The following is a 19,064-nucleotide window of genomic DNA, read 5'->3' on the forward strand; positions in this document are numbered from 1 at the left end:
ATCAATTATTCTCATGGGCTATTTCAGCAGTGTTGGGTTGAATCCGGGAGAATTGCTCAGGTTGTCTACAAGAAACGATTTGACAACATCCCCCACCTGGACATTAAAGCCCGCTCGTCCACGGTTCACGCTATCAAAATCCGCCTCTGTCGCGTTAATGCTTAATTGGACTCCGTTTCGTATAAGTACAAACACTGCCGTTTCATTTCCGGAGTGGGCCTCTACAGGGCTTATGTTAACCGTAAAGTAAGTAAAGCCTGAAACACCATTGTTGACCGTCATTACAGCGATACCATCCGCGGTTGCTCCCACGGTATACGACGGATCAGTTTGCGGGGTAACCGTGTACTTGCCTGTGCTTGATGCCGGGTTTACCAATAACGAAAGGCCGACATTAGCATTTGAACCATTGTTGTCCGTTAAAGTAACGGTCACACTGTATACGCCGGCAGCTGCAGGGATGCCGCTAATCACCCCGGTAGCCGAATTGATGGAAAGCCCTGCTGGGAGCCCCGCTGCATTCCAAACGTGAAGCGGTGTACCGCCTGTAGTTGCCAGCGCCGCGCTATAAGCTGTACCAGTTATGCCGATGGGCAGGACAGTGGTTGTAATGGAGAGAACTTGATAATTGATCACCAGCGACAAAGAATGGCTTGCATGCAATCCAGGGCTAGAGCGGTCTGACACGGAAACATTGAGCAGATAGGTTCCCGCGGCAGAAGGCACTCCGCTAAGCTTACCGGTGCTCGTGTCCAGAATAATGCCTGCAGGCAATCCTTCCACATTCCAAGTATAGTCGGAGCTGCCCCCGCTTGCCGTAAGCAATTCCTGATATGGCATTCCGAGAGTTCCTGTAGCAAGGCTTGTTGAAACAATGTTCATGGCCGGCGGATTTACCGTAATATCGAAGCTCAGGCCGATCCTTTGACCCAAACGATCATACACACTTGCCGTTACACTGCTTATTCCTTCCGACAAGGGGATTCCGGCAATCACCCCTTTTGATGAATCAAAGGTGAGCCCTGATGGCAATCCAATCACACTCCAAGTATAAGGGGATGTCCCCCCAGCGGCAGATAAGGAAGTTTTATAAGGAATACCTCTTGTTCCGGAGGGGATGCTGCCGGCATTTATGGTCATCCAAGTATTGGTATTCACACCAGTGCTAGGACCGTCGGCTGCATTTCCTGCCGCGTCATAAGCCTTTAAAAGGTACGTGTAAAGCTCTCCTGCAGAAAGTCCGCCGTCATGATACGAATACACATTTCCCGTTACTGTAGAGAGAAGATATCCGTTACGCCATATTTCATATTTGGTTATACCGATTTGATCGGACGCCGCAGGCCAAGAAACCGTAAGGCCATTGGTAGACAGGTTAGAAAATGATAAGACCCCATTTGCGTCCCAGGTTGGCTGCGTTGAATCCGACGCAACCATTACCTGCGGCGATGCCGCGATCCCCGTCAAGGTTCCGCTAACCGTCATTTTGCTTTTGGCATTGAAAGTATAAGTACCTGATGTACCGGGTGACGTTACATCGCTGTAAGTTATGGTCATTTCGCCTCCATCAGGCAGCGTAATTCCTGTTACCGTCAGGGTCTGCCCGGATATGGATAAAACCCCGGTGCTGGCTGTTGCATACCCCCTGCTTCCATAAACGGCATTCGGCACGGTCCAGCCTGCAGGCACATCGATGGAAACAGAACCGTTATGAAGTCCGCCTGAGGGCGCCGTGTAACGGAATACGATCGTGGACAGCTGATCCGTGATGACGGATCCCGTGGACACCGTTATCGTTCCGCTCCCGTCAGGCGCATGATCCGCATTGCCGCTTAATGGAGATTCGTTACCGGCCTCATCAAAAGCGGTTACGTTATAAAGGGAAGTTGCGCCATTGTTCGCATTGGACACCGTATAAGACGTCGTTCCCGTAACCGTTGCTATTTTCTTCAGGTTACTGTAAATATGATAACCGGCCACACCAACATTGTCTGTGGACGCATCCCATTTGAGCAATGTCGTGAAATCCGAGGTTTGGATGATCTTGAGATTAGCCGGCGACATTGGGGCCTCCGTATCTACCGTCAATACACTTACATCGGGGCTTGGATTCGATTCATTCCCCGCCGCGTCGAAGGCCGATACGGTATAGGAATAATTTGTCCCCTGAGTCAGACCTTTGTCCGTATAGGTTTTATTGGTGACGGTTGCGACTACCTTCGCATCGCGGAATACATAATAGCCTGTCACACCAACGTTATCGGTCGCGGCTGTCCACGCAAGTGTTACCGTCGTATCCGTTTTGGAAGATACCGTAAGATTCGTCGGGACAGAAGGGGCTTGGGTATCCTTTGTTTTTACATTTAAGCTGCCGCTGTCAAGAGAGGTATTCCCGTGTGAATCTTTAGCTCTAACGGTATAGCTGTAAGCCGTTCCCATCATCAAATTGCTATCGGTATAAAAGGTATCGGTTGAAGATCCAATTTTATCCTTCCCCCGATAAATATCGTAGCCCACCAAACCCGTCCCTACAGGAGTAGTCCAAGAAAACGAAACTGAGGTATCCGTTATTGTTGAAGCGTTGAGATTGGTTGGTGGCGCCAAATTGTAAACGTTAATCTCACTGATGGCTGAAGTATTATAAGAATAATTTGACAAAGAAATCCGCAGATACAGATATCTGACGGATTTCGCCGGAAAATCCACCGTTAGAGATTGAACGTTCGTGCCGCTGTTGTTTGTTGGAAACAAAGTGTTGCGAGACCAATTTGATCCATCCGGTGAATAATCAAGAGATATATAACTACTCGTCGAGAAATAATTACTTGTTATTTGAATCCTGCTGGCCATTTGTACCCATCCCAAATCAATACTTATCCAGGGATAATAATCGTCATAATTATATTTCCAGTATGTTGAAGATTTCCCATCGATTGTCTTATCTGGCTCGGATTGCGGATAACTGGAGGAAGCTGCTGCTGTCCAGCCCTGTCGATCCAATAACCCATATAAAAGTACGCCAACGGTAACGCTCGTGCTGTTGCTGGGATCAGACATATTTCCTGCCGCATCTTTCGCCTTTACCGCGTAGGAATAAGTCGTTCCTTTCACCACTCCGTTATCTGAAAAAGCTGTAGTTGTCGTGGTACCCACCTGGGTGCCGTCACGGTAAACGCCATACTCCGTGACCCCTATGTTATCCGTGGATGCTCGCCAAGTAAGATTGACTCGGATATCTGTCGATGATGTGACATTTAGATTGGCCGGAGCACTTGGAGCCGTATGATCGACTTCAATCGATTTTACAACCGAAATACTATTGATATGGCGGTTCCTGTCCGTACCTACCGCTGTGAGAAAGAATGAACCTTCAGGAATCAGACTCGACGATGTGAAGGTCCAGACCCCGGAATTGTCGGGCTGTGTCGAACCAATAAATGTCGAACCTAAGTAAAGGTTAATCGTACTTCCTTGTTCCCCACTCCCAGTAAAGGAATAGGTTAAATTTGTATTTTGGATCAGAATATCAGCAGCCGGGACGCCGGAATCCTCCATGCCGATTAATCTTGGTCTGAGATGCAAAGAAAGCTCACCGGCATAATTCGTATCGAAAGTCCCCGTTGACGTTTCGACATCGGGATAGGAGGAACCTCCCAATGAGCCGCCATTACCCCCATTTCCTCCCGTGCCGCCATCGTAATTATATCGAAACCCACTATAAATTCCGCTTTGCCCAGGACTGCCACTGGATCCTGACGCAACCGGTTGGACGGCAGTTGCCCCAGCTCCCCCATTACCGCCGTTCCCCCCGTCGCCACCTAAGTTCCGATAAGGGTTCGTTCCATAGTCGCTGGCTTTCCCTCCTGTACCACCGGTCATGCCGCTCCCGGAATGTCCATTTTCAGCTGGAGCACTTGAACCAAGAGGAGCTCCGCCTCCGCCTCCGCCTCCGCCTCCACCGTTTCCGCCTATACCCGGCAATGCGGAATTGTTCTCGAAGAGGGTATCATTGGTGTTGACGGAACCGCTATTATAAATAGCTCCCCCGAAGCCGTCTGCCCCTTGTCCACCGTTTCCGCCATTCGCTCCCGGCCACACAACAGGATCATGTCGGTTATAAATATCACTTAATCCGGCAGCGCCGCCGCCGCCAACTCCTCCATCGCCGCCCGGACCGCCTTGGGCTATATTAGAAGAAAGAGTACAATAGTCGAGATATAAATTACCGGCATTCAGGATTCCTCCGCCTTTTCCGTCAGAGCCTCGGCCCCCTGCTCCCCCTGCTCCACCCGATCCGCCATCGTCGTCCTCATATGATAGGGTCGCTCCCTGTTTTCCTGCCGCGCCTGCAGGTCCTTTTTCACCTACTGCTCGCCCATGCGAAAGAATCAAATTATTCAGAGTAACAGAGACATAGGAAGCGATGTTAAAAATACGTGTCGAATCTCCACCGCTGATAGTGATGTCCCGTGTTGCCGAATTAGCGTCGCGATCCCCTACAATGACTACGTCATCCATAATCTGTAGCTCCGATGACAACGTAATGACCGAACCCGGATCTAACGCAAAAACAATGATATCCTTTCCAGGATGGCCATTTGCATCCAAAATGGCCTGTCTGAGGCTTCCCGGTCCGCTATCGGTCCTCGTACTAACGACATAGGGTTTTCCCGTCATACTTGGATCCATAGAGGACACACCTCCCGGAGACTCACCATTAGAGGCGACTGCTTCCGCCGCATTATACACGAGACAATTCGCAATAAAGATAGATACCGATAATATACTTGCAAGTAGGCTTAAATGAAATCTTTGCCTTCGCATTGTAATTCCTCCTAATTCGGATCTCGCTCGGCCGTTTTTGTGGCTCTATTCTGGCGTTGTACTTAGCCGTTCCCCTGGCTTATTAAGGCTTTATTGCGATTTTGTCAGGAGTTTGGTTGGTTTACCAAATATTTATTTGTTTGTTACACCTTAAGTATTGCTCCGCATCAATTAATAATAGAATTTCATTTATAACCCTCCTCAAACACTTTTGATACGTATTGTATCACACGTAGATTCCATATGTATCTACATTTAAAGTATTATTGACTGTTTACAAAATTGTTTTTGTAAAGGGATTATTTATTTACATTCGGGCTAAAAGGGAAGATGAGATCGCCGTTATTGAAATAGAGGAAACCGGCCAAGGAATATCATTAATTGAACAGGCTAAAAAATTTCAACCTTTCTATAGCACAAAAGAGGATAGAACTGGTCTTGGTTTATCTATATGCCAAGAATTGCATAGGACCAGGTGGAAGTTTGTATATTTAAAGTGTAACGGACGCGGTTCAATTGCCAGCAGATCATGGAACCATATAAACCATCCAACGACAAAAAGCTTCCATGTGATAGAGGGTGAATTTTCGTGAATATTTTAAACAACAAAAGATTGCCTTCGTTACGCCGGTGGCCTCCGTTATTTCTGCTACAGAATACGTTGGCTGTCATACCGCTTCAACCGTCTTCTCCACCTTACGCCGATCCGTCTTTGTATTGGCTGGCACAACGCAGAGAGTCACGCAGAAAAGCTTACTCATTTAAAATAATAAAGGAACTGAGGTTCTCCTCAGTTCCTTTATTATTTTAAATACAATCAGTCATGTGTACACATATTTACAAATAACATTTTACTGAAATCCCTCCATATTATAAATTTGTGATCACATCTGGTGTTGTATTTTAAATATAACTAAACCACTGCCGACCTATACGCTCATGTCGCCCAATCAGTAAGTAGAGCAGCCGCGGATAAATTAGAGAAACTCAACCCTCGTTTAAATAATTCGTCAACAGTTCGTCAACAAGGGTAATTTATGAAGCTGTACTACTGCATTTTCTTTGACTGTTATAAAACAGAAAAAACCCTTATACAACAAGGGTTTCATGCTTGTAAAGCTGGGATGCGGTCGGAGGGATTTGAACCCTCACGCCTTGTGAGCGCCACCCCCTCAAGATGGTGTGTGCTTTATGATAAAGACTGGTGGAATCCGTTTAACCCTTGATTTATAAAGATTTCAAGAGTTCGAGTTCCGTTCTTTTCTGAGTGTTTATGATGTCTTATGATGAATTTCGTCCCCAATACGTCCCCAATGCTTTTACTTAATAATTCCTGCTAAAACAACCCTCAAATCCACATTTCACCTTTTACTCAATCATTACACTCTTGCTACAAATCGCACAGCATCCATTATTGAAACAAATTTTTGCAGCATTGCTATTCCCATAATCTGTGAAGTGTCGTTAATGACAAAAGATCTAGGTTAATGTAGGGAAGTGATTGGGCAAAACAATTGAGGAACATCCAAAATGAGATCGAAGTTGGAACTTGATCTGGTTGAGGTTTTGATTAAAAGATTTGAAAAACCTTGAATTATCAAGGATTATTGTGCCGCGGCGATGAAATCGCCGCTTACTTGCATTGTCTCGTAGTTTTATTGAGACTTTTATAGTCCGCTGAATCCACAATGGGCTTAAGAACAAATGCCTCCAATAAATCAATCAATAACGATGACATCGATAAAAAATGGATCTTACCTGTAACAACCAAAGAAAGCATTAGTACGTCAAAAGCGCCACCAAGACGCAAGCGATAAAAACCGACCTCATGCAGTCGGGTTATTCATGGCTACTCTACTATCAATGATACAATGTGCACGCCTGTCGAAATATTTCAATAATTCTAAATTCCACCCCTATTATCCCCTTGATGTCAGTATAATTCTTAAAAAATAGGGGGAAATCTATTATATCTAATGATTTGAAGTGCCCTACCCTTTATTTTTCAAAATTTCGAACATTTCATCTTTATGTTTACTTGCCTTTTCTTCTGTCCACTTCCCATCGCCAAGGCTTGTCATTTTATTCATGATTTTTAATTTTAAACTTTGATCGATGATACTTGGATATGAATTGATTTTTCCAGCAGGTGGCAAGTTAGAAAACTTAGAGTTCCCCGAAACCGTTATTAAAGCTAGATTACCGAATCCGTTCAAGTCGTCTTGCTCCCAACATTCTCCTTCGACCGGATGTTGTGGTTGGAAATGCTCGATGGAACTTCTAAACTGGAAGTGCCAATCATCTTGAAATCTTGATATGATTTCTTTTCCATCATATGAATAACCATCTCGATAAATTAAGTAATCAAGATAAGAAAATACAATTCGTTCAACTCCAAAACCATTCCTGTTTTGGTAATCGGAATCTACAACCTTCTTCTTACAATAGTTTTCTAACAAGAGAATAATGTCAGTTGCCTCGTTTTCTAACAAGTTAGATAAAATCACCGAAATCCAGTGCATAGTTTTTGGCGATGTATAAGTAATACGTAAACAAGATTGAAGTGTTCTTAGCTTCTTATTATCATTACCTTCATCACCGAATGTACCAACGTATTTAGGTTTATCGCTATTATTCTTGCTATCTCGATATTTTTCTAACCGTTGCAGGGACCATTTACCCGTTTCTTTGTAATCTCTAGCAAATTCACGTTTTAACACATACTTGTCAAATAGCACTCGACACTTCAATAGATGGAATAAGAAATCCTTTGCTTTATCAGGTGTTGACCATGCCCAACATAGATTATTAAGGAAGTATTTATCATCAAGGCTTACATCTTCTTCTCCTAGTTTTCTCATGACAGCATTAACTTGCAATAAGAAGTTTGGAAATGAAATAGTTGATTCAAAACGTTCATTCTCATCATCGGATTGAGTGGTTGACACATTAAGCATTTTATTATCTCTCAAAATATCAATCAAAGTTTTTTTATCTATTGATTCATTCGATGTCGAGATTTTACTTTTTATTGAATCAAAATCCGTAATTGATTGACATAGACTGCTCCAGTTCTCCGTAAAGATACTTCTTCGGGATTTCACATCAAAACTCATCTGAACATACGAATTCATATCAGAACATTTTTCCCAAATCAGCGCTGCTATATTTTTGTCGTGGTCGCTTTCAAGCACTTCTAACAACTTAGCTTTAGCAATTTCATGAAGTTCCAATTGTTCTCCACGGGTATTCATAATTTCGAAGTAATGGTTTAAATCAATATTCTGCGGAACTTGAACTCGAATAAGAAAAACTCGTTTCAACTTTTGAACTAAGCTGCTTTTGTCGATATTTTTATTCTTGAAGTAGTTATCAACGATTTGAAAACCATTCAAGATTTCAGGTGATGATAATTCTTCAATTAATTCCTGATTACTACTATCGCAGACATAAGAAAGGGTGCGATTTGATTTTTCACGAGCCTCAAAACGCAACGCTTCTTTCGCAAATACAATCCCTAAATACTTCTCAAGAAGATATAAAGTCGTTAATCGCTGCTGCCCATCAATCACTTCGTAAACATTGTTATCCGTTTGATTAACAATCAAATTTCCTAAAAAGTATAATTTATTAGTACCGTCAATAGAGCTTTCAATATCTTCAATCAATTGTTCTATTTGCGTTTCACTCCAAGCATAATTACGTTGATAAATCGGTACTAGGTAATTGATGTTAGCAAAAACATCTGATACCCGTATTATTTTTAAATCATTAGTCATCTCCTACCACCTATTCCACTCACAAAGCAATTCATACACTGCTTTGTATTTTTCTTTATTATTGTCATCAATATCTGGCTGTTTAAGCACAAGTAACTTCAATCCTTCTGGATCCGCCATTTCGCTAATTGCAGAAAACATATCGATTCCATAATTTGCTCGCTCATGCTGACCTTTTGCATACTTATTGATGGTCTGCGGATACACCGCATTCATTGTCAATCGCAATGAATAACTCCATGAATAAAGTTGCTGCATTACAGATTGGGTTAAGCTCTCAAAACCAAACCTATCGGCAAAAAATAATAACGAGCATTCATACAACTGCTTAATATAAATATCGCCAGAACGCTTGCTTGGAACTTTATCTTGGTCGTGAAAGCGATTAATTTGACTTTGTATTTTTTCTAATAATTTTCCGTAATGAAGGGTGTAATTAAAGAATCTTTTCCCGGCTATCAAGGGTTGAGTCAATTGGAATTGATTCAAAGATTTTGTGGCAAGCAATTCATTACTACCATTAGCATTGAATTGTTCTATATACAAATTACTAGCTTTATGGTAAATTGCATAATTGTAGATAGTTGTTCCCTTAATTCCTTTGAAAGAATCAATTTTACTTAAAGAATAACCTAAACCTTCTTTTCTTTTATACCATTGAGTCAGTGGGTACAAGTAGCTTTTAAATAAATCGTCTAGATCGTCTTGATTCATGTTTTCCCAATGATTTATGATTTTAACTTTTTGGTTTTCATCTTCACTATTCATTTCTCGCAAATGGTATGATTTCAACAAATCATGTGGCGCTAACTCTTTACCACGAGAATTTTGTGAATCGAAGAATTGAAATGCCTCTTGCTCACTGTCTGTGACAATTTGAACCGTCGTGCATTGATTCAAGAGATAATTTTTATATTTTTTCCGTTCATCATATGTTAGTTCGTTAGCTCTTTTAGAAAGGACACCAAAATTCGTGACAATACTATCATTCGATAGTTTACTGTATTTTTCTTTCAATAGACTTTGTTTGTCATCGCCTAAACAATAAAGCAGAATTGATAATGTAGTAAGCCTTTGTTGCCCATCAACAATATTATATTTCCCAGAGCGTTCTTTGTGTAAGATTACCGATCCAAGACGATATTCGTTGATTCCATCTTTGAACGCCTCATATGTATCAATAAATAAGGTATTGGTTGATTTCACGCTCCAGCTATATGGTCGCTGATATGATGGTAAGGCTAAATTTATATCAAGCAAGTCTTTTAATTTAGTTATTTTTAATTCATCTTGAATTAGTGCCATTATTCTTCCCCTCATGTTCCCTATTAACTCTATTATACTAGAATAAATCCATCTGCGTTTACTTATTCGCAGATAGCCGGATACCTCATTAGCACTCATGTATTCAAGTTTAGCACTGTCGAAAGGGTTTTAACTATCTTAGTAGAAGGTGTCACATCGTTCATAAAACAAATTATTATGTATCAGTGCAAAGCGCTAACGGTGATTTTTCTGAGCATTCCTTGAAACAGCTTATAGTTGCTTTTAAGACCATGTAATGGACCGAAACATCAGGTAATCATCTATAAGGAGCATTTGGAGCTTATTCTGAATCTAAAACGTCGAGGAAAAGTAAAATCCACAACCTCAAGGTTGTGGATTTGCACTATGGAGGTGAGCCGTGGTTGTATAAATCCACAATTCGCCGCCGCGTTATGCTTAGGTTGTTTGGGGAGGTAGCTTAACCATTACCGATAGTCATGTACTTTAACAGTTATTTCTCCTCGATGTATCTTCCCGTGGCAATCACCACAGACTGCAACAATATTATCAGGAGAGGCCTCACCACCAAAACCATAATCAATAAGGTGATGTCCTTGAACATTTTCTTTGCTTCCGCAAAGCTGGCAAGTATGATTTTCCCGTTCTTTTGCATGCCTTATTGCTCGTTGATGCTCTGAAGGACGATTAGCCAACTTAATACCCCCTAGCTACCTTCCTTAAGACTCTTTCTCTTATCTGGATTCATTTTTAAATTCTCCTGGCTAGGTAATTTTCCAATCTCTTTCAATGCCTTTTCTTGGATTTGCTCCATTGCGGCCTTTACCTTTTTCTCCGATCCTATATAGTTTACAAATTTGTCCTTTGGCATAATATTACTCCTCTAACTCTTTCTGATTTTTCCCCTTAATAAATGTTTTCTTAGTAAAAATATTTACCAGTAAATTATTCTCTTCTCCAACCTTTTCAGCAATCTCATCAAGCTTTGCTGCTTCTTCATCTGACAGGTTTCTATATACTAATCCACCGTGTATTTGCCGCTCTCTCTTAACAACTTCGTTGTTGTTCTGCTGATTTGGTAAGTTACTCATAATAGCCCCCACTCATTACTTAAGGTCGTCAAGATCTGCATCCTGAATAACCTTAAATATTCCATGTCCTTTAGTAATGATGAGAGCATCAAAACTATACATGACTATTTCATTCTCTTCAGTCTTCAGCTTATATACTACATAGTCACCGTTTTTCCTTCTCACATGAACCTCGTTGTTTTCAACACGTTCCACTGAATCCCCATCTTGTAATATTTTGAATTTAATAATATCCATGATTAGCCCTCCATTGAACTAAGGTGGTGACTTGAAAATCAACAATGTTGATAACATATTTTACCACAATTTTTACCGAATAGTAAACTATGGTTTCATCACGTCAATAACGGACTGCAAAAGAAAATGAAACTATGATGAACCCCTGTCCAGCATTAACAGTTGTGGTTCTGTATGGACAAGGGTTCGATTTCCCGAGGGGAGTCGAGCCCCTGTCCCCGATAGAAATAAGTTTGAAAAGTTTGTAACTTCGAGAAATTTTGATAAACTAGATGAGCTCCATTGATTTCCTACTGCACTAGGGCGCTCTACAATATCATCATTCATTCCAACAAAATATACCGTATTGGGAATTCCTGGATAGATGCGGAACAGCAAGAGATATAAACAGCTTCACCCTCAGTTCTTTATCTTTTTTTAACTTTCTTAGTATATAAGCTTTATCAATAAGTCCTCCCATGCTATGAGCAATAATAGTTATATTCTCATAATATGAACACTGTACTTCAATATCAGTTTCTAGGATCTTAGCTATATCTCCAATATCTATATTTTTTTCAATTTTTCTTCCTAACCGCAAAATAATTTTTGTGAAAAACATCTTCTTTTTCGGGGAAAAATCCACCAATTTTGTCGTATAATTAAAGTACGCAACATCAAACTGAGCACCTATATCTGGATCACTTACTAGCATTTCCGGGTAATGATCCTCCATTTACATTTTGCCATGTTTCAGTACTGCCAATAAACCCATGTAACATAACACTAGTTTCTTACCTTTTCTCTGCTGGAAATACTGAATCACAATCTACTACGCCCCTCTTATCTAGTATACGAGTATATAGATACTAAAAGTCGTCTAAACATAAATTTTTGTAATATTTTCCTCGCTTTATTAAAATAGTACCATATTATTACGATTTCCATTCACTGAAAGAAAAGCAATTTATTTTAAAAACACATTGTTTTTATAAGGAGAGAAAAGATTGCTAACCAACCTATTAAGACAAATCTTATTCATCGCTCAAACACTAGAGCATGCCATAAAAAAAGGTGATATGAATGTCTTTTTCTTCAATCACGAAGTTGAGGCATTTCGAAAAAAGTTAGTACAACTGTGGTTTACCAATATATCCAATAATCAACCTCTCACAAATCAAAACATTCCAATAAACAACTACTATTTTTTGCAATTATTGTACAAACCCTTAAACCAATGGAGCATTATAGACGAAGAAAGCATCCAGTATCTCGATGAGAATGGATTTAGTGATTTAGTCTTACTCGAAGAACATTCGGGTCTTAGCAATTTAGCACAAGAATGGATATATGAGATGGGTAATATCGAGGAACTAGATACCAAAGTATTAGAACATGCTCTACATCACTTCCGTCAAGCCGTTCGCTCCCGCTTCTTAAGTGAACAGATTGCTACAGATCTCTATTCTAAATTCAGACAGTTTTTTTCTAAGAATCCCATTGTTGATGAGTCGTTATTAAATGAACAAGTAAAATCCATTTCCCAGATCATCCCTGCACTTGGTCCTCTTCTACGTAATGCTTACGAAGAATTTCCAACAGGCAACTTTGTTGTATGCCCTGGCAAGGGATGTGGATGGGGAGCCCGCCTACTAAATGGCAGAAAAGTTCAATGTGTAAATCCCTATTGCAAGGAAAATAACCAAGCCAAACTTAAAACTGTAGTAAAAACAGGAAAACTACGAACCAAGCCGGGTATTCAATACTATGTTTCATTAACTTCGTTCGATGAACGTAACTTATTTGAGAAACTCGAAAAATACGGATATAAAGTTCGATTATATCCAGGGGTTGAGTCTAAGGGAGACATAGAAGTAATAAAACGTAATCAGACATTCTACATCGACGTAAAAAGTTATAGAACTCCAAGAAAATTGGCTGAGTGGTTAAATGATAATCGAGATAATCTAATTCTAAGTAAACAAATCATAGTGGTGCCTTCTCGTATTGCTAATAATAAATATTACATTGAAAAACTTCATCAATACTTTCCATTTACCGGAGAAATCAGTATAGTTCTAGAAAAAAACCTGAATAGCTATTTAATAGAACGAATGTCAAATCCAAATACGATCTCTTCGGAGGAACAAAATTATGCGTAAAAGTTTTGCAGAAGCAAGCAGAACACAACGAAGCAAAGAGAAAAAGGTATATGAGCAACTTCTCGCCAATTACCCTGAGAAGGAAAGGAATCTACTTTTAGCTCCTGAACATGCTACACAAGTAGTTCTTGAAACAGAGTGTATTTTGTATACTTTTGATACACTGTTCCCTCTAGAGCCTAAGACGTATGAGAACTTGTTCTCCATTATGATAAACATGGATGAATTACTTGATCCTATCTCTACTCCTTCACTACTACAAACACTACGCATCCTCTTTGAAAACCGTAAAAAGAACTCCCATTTCCGCTCCAGAATAAGGTTCTATGATCAGGTAATCGATGATTATAAAATGTATAGTAGAGTAACCGAAAAAGATGCATTTACGCGTAAATCTCCAGAAAATATCTCGCCGTTCCTAAGCCAACGTATAGCCCATATTACAGAGATCCTTAACCCTAAAAATGCCCAAAGAAAAATGATGACATCTAAATATGCAGGAGAAAATTCATCATCTTTTTATTTTTATCATCAAATAAACGATAACAATAAAAAGGAAATGGCCAAGGTTACCCCCAACGGTCAATTCCCAAATTTTTTAACTGAAGGAACAATAAAACAGCCAGCCCCTAGTGACAGAAATCAAACCAACTTTTTTATACCTTTTAACCATGATCAGTATGGAATACTAGCTAAAGAAATTGATCAAAAACTTAAAACAACTTACTATTCTACTCAATGGAGTAAGCTCACCTTTCAATCACATAATCATTCGATAGAATCTTTACAGTTTGATGAACCAAATGTTATTTACGGTATGCTTGGAAAAGGTAAATCAACATTTGTTATTTTGGAAACACTTCGTCTTGCAAGAGACCAAAAAAAGAGAGTTGTTATCATAACTTCTAAGACTACAGAATCTCGTGACTTAGCAAATACTTTTAATTCCCTCGGTGTAAAAGCAGTTTCTATACGGGGGCGTGGAAAAGAAGAAGAACATGAAGCACAGCATTTTAGTGATCTGTCGAATACAGCCGACTATACAGACCAAGATATGTTCGCCTTGGCCAAAGATGATCATGTATTACCTCAATACCGAGGTGATTGCATTATTGAAGTAGTAAACGATCGGGATCATAAAGGTGAACATCCATGTACGAATATCCGTTCTTTTGATGATCAAGGTTCTTTACTTCTATGCCCTCTTTCTTCTAATTGTGGTCAGTTTACTGTTGAGAAAGAACTCCATGATGCTGAGGTCGTGCTCCTTACAATTCCCGCCTTCATGAGTGTAAAGCTAAGTATTCATACTGACCCAGAAAATAAGAGCTATGCAGAATGGATTTATGGCTGGGCTGATGTCGTATTTTTTGATGAAGTTGATGCTTTGCAGAACCAGTTAGACAAACAATTTCTACTTGATGAACCTTTATTATTTAATGAGTTTGGGCGGTTTGAACAAATCACTCAGGAATTTAACAAAAGTATTCGCCAATCCGAAGGACATTACCCCGTTGTAGTATATCAAATGAAAAAAGAACTTGATCAAGCTAGTGAATATCAAATGTGGTTACGGGATTTATTATTATCTAGCGATATTTTGAGAAGCCACTATAAAAGGTATAGTACTTTTTCTTTATCTCAAGAACTCAAAAATCTTATGTATAGATTATGGCCTTCATTAGAACATCAAGAAGAGGAAAAATGGTTCCGGACTCTTTATTACATATCTGAAGACCAATTTGATGATACCCCTGAGACTGATGCAATATTAACGGCCGTAAGGTCTGTTCGTGAACTGAAAAGCCGTAGTACCTATTCGATTGAACCTGATAAATCATTTAGTGAAGAATTAAAAATTTTTAAACAATTAGTTGATCAAATATCAGTTTCTATGGGCTCAGAACTATGGATGCCCAAAAACAAAAAAGAGGAGGAACGTTACTTAGGGGTTTTCCACCGATTCGTGTCTTATATTTATTTGGCATTATTCCAAAAACATTTATTGACTGCTGAAAATTTGGAACCTGCGATTGTAGATAGTCTACACGGTATTTACAACGACACCGCGGATAATCACCGAACCTCTGGAGCCAAATTATTATTACCATTCTTAGCACCACCACTTACAGGCAGAGAACGTTTTTATAAATACCAAATAGACGAAAACAGCCACAAAAAAGGAAAAATAGGTTCATTTTTCAGGATTGTTCATCAAGCTTCTGGAAGAGATGTTCTTGTTAACTATCACAAATTGTTTCAGCATGTAGGAGAGATTGGGCCTGCTGTTATAATGCTATCAGGCACAAGTTATGCACCAGGTTCTGCATACTACCATCTGAATATGGAATACGCAAGATATTGGACAATGCATTTAGATAATTCAGATCATCAAACTATTCAACATTTCAGCCATTGTATTACAGATCAATTCGGAAAATATATTTCTGTTTCAGGTGCTCCCGAGGATTATAAAGAGCAACGATTAGAACAATTATCCCGTTCTGCTGTACCACTTATTCAACGAGAACTGTTATATTGGGAGAATGATGCTTCTTCAAAAAATGAATTACATCCCCGAGGTATTATTATTTCTGTTAATAGTTATCAACAAGCTAAAATTGTATACAACATACTCCGTCCTTATTTCCATGATAAAATTAAATATTTAAGTAAGAAGGGGAATGAAGATGGGAGCGTTACAATTTCGACTATGACTAGACTAGCAGGGAATGCACGAATATTTATTGCTCCTTGGACTGTTATGAATCGCGGATATAATATAATAAGACCTCAAACAAACGATGCTTTGTTTGGGAGTATAATGCTAATGATTCGCCCGTTCCAATCTGTAAATGACACTGAATATGCTCTAATTGCTGTAAATGCGTTACGTGCGCGTTTTAAACGTGAAATTACTGATGGCACTATAAGTAAGTTTGGCGATGGATATAAAGCGATCCGTAAAAAGGCAAACACTATATTCCGTGATATATTAATGGCCGAAAATGGTTGGGCTAATCTCGACCCGGATCTAAAAAAAGAGATAGCTTGGTATACATTTATTAATATATGGCAAATGATTGGACGCTTACTCCGCGGTGAAGCAAATGCTCGTATTCATTACATGGATGCTCGTTTTCTATTTAATACAGAAGAAGATGAACTTAATGGAAAAGTATCCTCCAGTTGTTTATTAGCTGAATGGTTGAAGCTTTTCCCAAATGATAGTATTTCTGATACTTTGTATGGGACATTCTTTAATGATTTTCATAAGTCTTTAGTTCCACAACCAACAAATGCTTTAATTTTATAGGAGGCCGTTCATGATATCTGATGTAAAAACAAAAAGTTCGGATACACCAATATTAATGGAATATGCTCTAAATCCAGATAAAATGGAAGAAATTATTCTTGAAGCGATCTATCTTCCTGACTGGTTAATCGCTGTTTTAAACCCTATTGTTTCAGTTAATGGACCTTGGTTTAAAACGTTGGCTGATTTCAGACTTCTTACAGAAGCATGTTATTCAGATGTTATTTTTATTTCCTTCGCTCGGGACTCTCTACTTGGTACACGGCCATTCGCTTATTTTTCACCCGGGTTACCAAATTATATAAAAGAAGTCTTCATTCGCAAGTTTGCTTTTTTTGCTGGCGAAGGCTTGAATTTGATACTTCCAGATTTTGACTCGGAATCATTAAAGATTGAGCAAACCACTTTATGGGAGAGTCGGAAGCTCAGAGGGCTACTTTCAGCTTATTATGCCTACTCTTTCTCACAAAAGTTGAACGAGAAGTCCCAGGAAGGGAATAATAAGTCAATTTGGGTACGTGGATGTGGTACTGACTCTATGTACAAAACAATGCAAATCCCAATGGTACCGAGTACATTTAATGGTAAAGGAGACATCTACTCTAATCAGCATGGCTCGTTGTACATTAATTTTTATGAAACTGATCGGGAGACCCTGCTTGTATCCCCATCCTATTCTCGCTATATCCTTAGTCCATTACTAAATATTGATAAAAATGAATTCGTTTATAACGCATTCCCACGTCAAAACAATAGAAGTCTCTGGATATATTCACCAATAACTGAGCGCTTTTTCGCTGTTACAATTGAGAAAATTAAAGGTTCGACTAATAAATCAAGAATTGTACAAAGTAACATTTTGAAAAACTTAGAGGAAATCGACATTTCAATTCCGGTAGACAAAATTTTAGAGGATCCATCTTTATTTTATCCTAATCGTTCAAATCTACTGGCTGTAATACCTTATTTGCCTGAAGATGCTACAAGAAGAGAACATGTACTAAAAAACGGCGTGTCATATGAAGAACTAGATATTTATAAAACTTACATGGACGAATATGAGGAACTAGTTAGAGTAACTAATCTTAAAATAGTTGAACCTCAATCTTCCATTAAAAAGAAAGAGTCACTTGGAGGAGATGGGGTTCAGTATCCAGTATTCAATACCGTTACAATCCCAAAAATGATCATTGAAGTCTTTTCAAGAAATGAATCCATAGCTTCTTTTTTACGTGACGTAATCCACGATACCGTACCACCCGAAAAATATACACAAAAAATGCCCTATAGCTATCCTAAATACACGATTTTTGAATCTTCCCCAAATTCATATCAATATATTGATGAAGATGGAATACTTCATTTCTCGGTGGAATTTAAAATAAAAGAGTGGAAAGAAGAATTGTTTGGAATCTTGCCTACATCCTCTAGCACAATAGAAAAGAGCATATATGAGAGGAAACAACAGATACTCAATTCATTTCAAACGACCAGTGATGGGTTCGCACTTATTGAAATTGACCCTTGGCATGAATCGAAGAAAAACGATGAAAAAGCAAGAGACCCGAAATCCACCATTGTATCCTGCCTACGTTCTATCGGATACCATACTCAATGTTTTCATAAAGAAGAAAATGGTGCGTTCCACAACAGATTATTAAAATCATTATATGATTTATTTGTTAGGGTTGGTGCAACAGGCCATTTAGCCAACGAATTTAGTGAAATATGGCCGAATGAACCTATTTATTTACCGTTCTATTTATACCCTCAAAAGCACAAAAAAGAATATATACCTACTCTTGTTGCTTTTAAAAATGGATTTATAAAAGTTTCATTACCAGGTGAAGGCTGGATGGATCTTCACGAAGCAGTACTTTTACTCGGAAAAGAATCCGTTCTTCGCAAGATATCCAAGCCTTCGCGAGATGGTTTAGGTGGATTAATTCGCTCTAGTATAGAAGCCAATGGATTGATACTGACCCCATCAGAATATTTATGGGAAGTAAGAAATCTAGAAAGCTATCGGCTAATATCTTACACTGTGGGTTCAGATAAGGTACCGATCGCCTATAAAATAAGTAAGCGCACTAAAGGACCCTCCGCGGGGAATTTACTCTTTGAGCATTGTGGTACATATTATTCGATTGGAACCCGCATAGCAAAAACGCCTTCCCTCGGTACTAGGGATGAAAAAAATGAGCAATACAGAAGACGTGCTACTTTCGAAATACAATTTCACGGAATCGAGAACGAACATGAACGAGACACTTTAGCTTATGTAATTCACTTAATGCGTCATATAACACTTACCTTCGATCCTGCGACAAATCACCCTTATCCTATTCATCTTTCTAGATATTTGCAGGAAACACTAGATGCATATAATTAA

The 19,064-nt window shown here is 39.3% G+C and carries 13 protein-coding genes; 5 read left to right on the forward strand and 8 right to left on the reverse strand.

Annotated elements, in window-relative coordinates:
- Positions 1-18: 18 nt before the first annotated feature.
- Positions 19-4,824, reverse strand: a complete 4,806-nt coding sequence (locus tag QFZ78_RS18280) for a fibronectin type III domain-containing protein (protein WP_307549687.1) — start codon at positions 4,822-4,824, stop codon at positions 19-21.
- A 266-nt stretch (positions 4,825-5,090) separates the two neighbouring features.
- Between QFZ78_RS18280 and QFZ78_RS38590 the strand changes: the two genes are divergently transcribed.
- Positions 5,091-5,417: an ATP-binding protein gene (locus tag QFZ78_RS38590; protein ID WP_373461046.1), complete on the forward strand. Its 327-nt coding sequence runs from the start codon at positions 5,091-5,093 to the stop codon at positions 5,415-5,417.
- A complete protein-coding gene (locus tag QFZ78_RS18285; RefSeq protein WP_307549689.1) occupies positions 5,404-5,589 on the forward strand; it encodes a hypothetical protein in 186 nt (61 codons plus the stop codon). Before QFZ78_RS38590 ends, QFZ78_RS18285 begins: the two co-directional genes overlap by 14 nt.
- 1,226 nt (positions 5,590-6,815) lie before the next feature.
- Here the strand turns inward: QFZ78_RS18285 and QFZ78_RS18290 are convergent.
- The 7 genes from QFZ78_RS18290 to QFZ78_RS18320 form a co-directional block, all read right to left on the reverse strand.
- On the reverse strand, positions 6,816-8,603 hold the full coding sequence (locus tag QFZ78_RS18290; RefSeq protein ID WP_307549692.1) for a DUF262 domain-containing protein: 1,788 nt from the start codon (positions 8,601-8,603) through the stop codon (positions 6,816-6,818).
- A gap of 3 nt (positions 8,604-8,606) precedes the next feature.
- Positions 8,607-9,908: a DUF262 domain-containing protein gene (locus tag QFZ78_RS18295; RefSeq protein ID WP_307549694.1), complete on the reverse strand. Its 1,302-nt coding sequence runs from the start codon at positions 9,906-9,908 to the stop codon at positions 8,607-8,609.
- Between the two features lie 446 nt (positions 9,909-10,354).
- Positions 10,355-10,582: an HNH endonuclease gene (locus tag QFZ78_RS18300; RefSeq protein ID WP_307549696.1), complete on the reverse strand. Its 228-nt coding sequence runs from the start codon at positions 10,580-10,582 to the stop codon at positions 10,355-10,357.
- 11 nt (positions 10,583-10,593) lie between these two features.
- On the reverse strand, positions 10,594-10,758 hold the full coding sequence (locus QFZ78_RS18305) for a hypothetical protein (protein WP_307549699.1): 165 nt from the start codon (positions 10,756-10,758) through the stop codon (positions 10,594-10,596).
- Between the two features lie 4 nt (positions 10,759-10,762).
- Positions 10,763-10,978 (reverse strand): hypothetical protein, encoded by a 216-nt coding sequence (locus QFZ78_RS18310; protein WP_307549701.1) that lies wholly within the window; start codon positions 10,976-10,978, stop codon positions 10,763-10,765.
- A 15-nt stretch (positions 10,979-10,993) separates the two neighbouring features.
- Complete coding sequence (locus tag QFZ78_RS18315; protein ID WP_307549702.1) at positions 10,994-11,215, reverse strand: hypothetical protein; 222 nt, start codon at positions 11,213-11,215, stop codon at positions 10,994-10,996.
- Positions 11,216-11,534: 319 nt separating this feature from the next.
- Positions 11,535-11,909 (reverse strand): alpha/beta hydrolase, encoded by a 375-nt coding sequence (locus QFZ78_RS18320; RefSeq protein ID WP_307549705.1) that lies wholly within the window; start codon positions 11,907-11,909, stop codon positions 11,535-11,537.
- A gap of 292 nt (positions 11,910-12,201) precedes the next feature.
- Between QFZ78_RS18320 and QFZ78_RS18325 the strand changes: the two genes are divergently transcribed.
- From QFZ78_RS18325 to QFZ78_RS18335, 3 genes are read left to right on the forward strand one after another with little or no spacing between them, the layout of a single operon-like run.
- Positions 12,202-13,356: a restriction endonuclease-related protein gene (locus QFZ78_RS18325; protein ID WP_307549707.1), complete on the forward strand. Its 1,155-nt coding sequence runs from the start codon at positions 12,202-12,204 to the stop codon at positions 13,354-13,356.
- Positions 13,349-16,672 carry a hypothetical protein gene (locus QFZ78_RS18330; protein WP_307549709.1) on the forward strand — a complete coding sequence of 1,108 codons (3,324 nt, stop codon included), beginning with the start codon at positions 13,349-13,351 and terminating at the stop codon, positions 16,670-16,672. Before QFZ78_RS18325 ends, QFZ78_RS18330 begins: the two co-directional genes overlap by 8 nt.
- Before the next feature lie 10 nt (positions 16,673-16,682).
- Entirely contained in the window at positions 16,683-19,064 is a 2,382-nt protein-coding gene (locus tag QFZ78_RS18335; RefSeq protein ID WP_307549711.1) for an RNaseH domain-containing protein, read from the forward strand.

The organism is Paenibacillus sp. V4I5, assembly GCF_030817255.1.
Lineage (GTDB): Bacteria > Bacillota > Bacilli > Paenibacillales > NBRC-103111 > Paenibacillus_E.

What these genes read in the sequence shown, in the direction of transcription:
- QFZ78_RS18280 (WP_307549687.1), bottom strand. Translation starts at nt 4,824, where the DNA reads ATGCGAAGGCAAAGATTTCATTTAAGCCTACTTGCAAGTATATTATCG.
- QFZ78_RS18290 (WP_307549692.1), bottom strand. Translation starts at nt 8,603, where the DNA reads ATGACTAATGATTTAAAAATAATACGGGTATCAGATGTTTTTGCTAAC.
- QFZ78_RS18295 (WP_307549694.1), bottom strand. Translation starts at nt 9,908, where the DNA reads ATGGCACTAATTCAAGATGAATTAAAAATAACTAAATTAAAAGACTTG.
- QFZ78_RS18305 (WP_307549699.1), bottom strand. Translation starts at nt 10,758, where the DNA reads ATGCCAAAGGACAAATTTGTAAACTATATAGGATCGGAGAAAAAGGTA.
- QFZ78_RS18310 (WP_307549701.1), bottom strand. Translation starts at nt 10,978, where the DNA reads ATGAGTAACTTACCAAATCAGCAGAACAACAACGAAGTTGTTAAGAGA.
- QFZ78_RS18315 (WP_307549702.1), bottom strand. Translation starts at nt 11,215, where the DNA reads ATGGATATTATTAAATTCAAAATATTACAAGATGGGGATTCAGTGGAA.
- QFZ78_RS18320 (WP_307549705.1), bottom strand. Translation starts at nt 11,909, where the DNA reads ATGCTAGTAAGTGATCCAGATATAGGTGCTCAGTTTGATGTTGCGTAC.
- QFZ78_RS18330 (WP_307549709.1), top strand. Translation starts at nt 13,349, where the DNA reads ATGCGTAAAAGTTTTGCAGAAGCAAGCAGAACACAACGAAGCAAAGAG.
- QFZ78_RS18335 (WP_307549711.1), top strand. Translation starts at nt 16,683, where the DNA reads ATGATATCTGATGTAAAAACAAAAAGTTCGGATACACCAATATTAATG.